Here is a 1,834-nt window from a genome sequence, read left to right on the forward strand (position 1 = left end):
GAAGATGGTCTGGCCGCCGATGGAGGTCGGGGAGAAGAAGCCGTCCGGCAGCTTGTCGGCCATGGCGGAGAAGCCACCCGCCTTGACGACGGCGAGGGCGGGCAGAACGGGCAAGGCGGGCATGGCCCTCAGGGCGGCGGCCCCAACGGCCAGGTCGGCGGTCCCAACGGGCAGGCCGGTGGCTTCGGGCCCCAGCACGACTTCGCCGCCCAGAACGACTTCACGGCGCCCAACGACTTCGGCGACTTCGGTGCCGCCCAGGCCGACTTCGGCGGCCCCAACGGTCCGAACGGCCAGAACGGCTTCGGACCCGGTGGTCCCGGCGGCCCGGGCGGACGCGGCCCCGCGGGCCCGACCGGCGGCCCCGTCACCGGCGACGGCCCGGTCGTCCCGCCCGTCGTCGGCGGCGCACCCGGTGTCTCCGGCACGGGACGCCTCGGCGGCGGCCTCAGCGACGACACCGCGATCCTCACCCCGCAGAAGCAGGCCCCCGAACCGGGCGCCGACGGCTACGGCGGCTACGGCGGATCCGTGGACAACGTCTCCAGCTCCACCCTCACCAGCGGCATGCCCGTCATGCCGGCCGACCGGAACTCCCCGAACTCCCCGTTCGGGCCGGGCACGCACGCCGACGGCCCGCTTCCGCACACCCCGCCGAAGCTGCCCGAGCCGGTGTCGCCGAGCACGCCCGCCGCTGCCGCGCCCAAGGGCAAGAAGGCGAAGAAGAAGGGCCGCAGCAAGCTGACGCTGCTCATCGTCGCCGTCTTCTTCATCGCCGGTGCCGTGTACGGCGCCGGGCTGCTGATGAACCACTCCGACGTGCCCAAGGGCACCACCGTGTTCGGCGTCGACATCGGCGGCGGCACCCGGGACGACGCCGTCAAGAAGCTCGACGACGCCTTCGACAAGCGGATGACCCAGGCCCTGAAGCTGTCCGTCGACGGCAAGACGGTCGAGCTGAAGCCGGACCAGGCCGGGCTCCAGTTCGACACCCAGGCCACGGTCCGGGCCGCCGCCGTCAGTGACTACAACCCGGTGTCGGTGATCGGCTCGCTCTTCGGGCAGCAGCGGGTCGTCGAACCCGTCATGCCGGTCGACGAGGAGAAGCTGACCGCCGCGCTCCAGCGGGTGGCCGGCGGAACCGGCTCGGCCAGCGACGGCACGATCAGGTTCGAGTCGGGCAAGGCCGTCGCCGTGTACGGCAAGGCGGGCAAGGGCATCGACGCCGCCGCTGCCGCCGAGTCCGTCGAGAACGCCTACCGCAGCCAGGTGGAGAGCGGCACGAGTACGCCGGTCCAGGTCCCCACCAAGACCCAGGAACCGACGATCTCGAACGCCGAGGTCGACCGCATGATGAAGGCGTTCGCCACCCCGGCGATGTCCGCCAACGTCATCGTCCGCGCGGAAACCGGCGAGGAGGTGGAGTTCAGCCCGGAGAACTCCCTGTGGAAGTTCCTCCAGGTGAAGCCCCTCAACGGCAAGCTCGTCGAGTCGTACGACAAGGCCGCGCTGAAGGAGCTGTACGGCGGCACGTTCGACCAGGTCCTGATCGCCCGCGGCAACGGCAACAAGACGCCGGTGACCGTCGAGGACGTGATCGGCGCGATGCGTCCGGCCCTGGTCAGCACGACCAACCGGGTCGGCGTCATCGAGACCGACCCGAGCTGAGCGCTCCGCGGGTCGCGCGGTTCTTTGGCCGCGGGCCGGTGGGGGCTGGTCGCGCCCCGCGGCGGAGCCGCAGATAGATGCGGCCCCGCGCCCCAAAAATGGGGGCGGGCGTGACAAAAGTAAACAGGGAGAGAGGACCCGACGCCCAGACGGGCGGGCCGGCCCC

General features: G+C 71.8%; 1 protein-coding gene. It reads left to right on the forward strand.

All coding sequences use genetic code 11. From position 1 onward, the window contains the following. Nucleotides 1–1,668: hypothetical protein (locus ACWCRB_RS49685; RefSeq protein WP_451002356.1), on the forward strand; the 1,668-nt coding region annotated here is incomplete at its 5' end. Nucleotides 1,669–1,834: the final 166 nt, after the last annotated feature.

Source organism: Streptomyces sp. NPDC002156, assembly GCF_053593675.1.